The organism is Helicobacter valdiviensis (assembly GCF_003245365.1).
Lineage (GTDB): Bacteria > Campylobacterota > Campylobacteria > Campylobacterales > Helicobacteraceae > Helicobacter_D > Helicobacter_D valdiviensis.
Genome location: NZ_NBIU01000124.1, coordinates 1 through 543 on the forward strand (window position 1 = coordinate 1; position 543 = coordinate 543).

At 31.5% G+C, this 543-nt stretch carries 1 protein-coding gene; it reads right to left on the reverse strand.

The genetic code is table 11. The features are described from left to right. Positions 1–99: 99 nt before the first annotated feature. On the reverse strand, positions 100–543 hold a 444-nt coding region (locus B6S12_RS11330; RefSeq protein ID WP_181451060.1), incomplete at its 5' end, for a hypothetical protein.

Here is a 543-nt window from a genome sequence, read left to right on the forward strand (position 1 = left end):
TCCATACTAGCTCCTTTTTATATCTTCTAAAAGACAATAAAAACAAAGCTTAAAGCATTAAAATTATAGCATAAAATCAAAGTATCCCTACAAGTTGTGCTAATTCCAATACATAGAAATTTGGGAGACTAAATTAAGATTGTAAGTAAAGCCTTCTTGTCTTTGACCGGATTGAACTGACCCTATATACCATTCTCCATAACCCCCTAAGCTTAATCCTGAATATGGTTTAAATAAAAGAGTTTCTTTAGTTTTATTAACCTTTAAAATTCTTTTTGAGTTACCATATATGTTATTAGCTTTTAAAACTGCTTTATTTACACCATAATTAACTTTTAAACTGTTGGCATCTATCAAAAAAATACTTTTATTCCAAAGTTCTCTGCCTGTATTTGCCTCCATTTTAGTCCAAGTTTCCGCCTCTATAAAAAACTCTCTTACACCATCAAAAAGACTATTCACATAAGGAGTTCCACTCACTAGCAAAAATTCTTTTTTGTAATGATAGGTTTTTCCATTAGAAGCTAAATGCCCCCCCCCCCC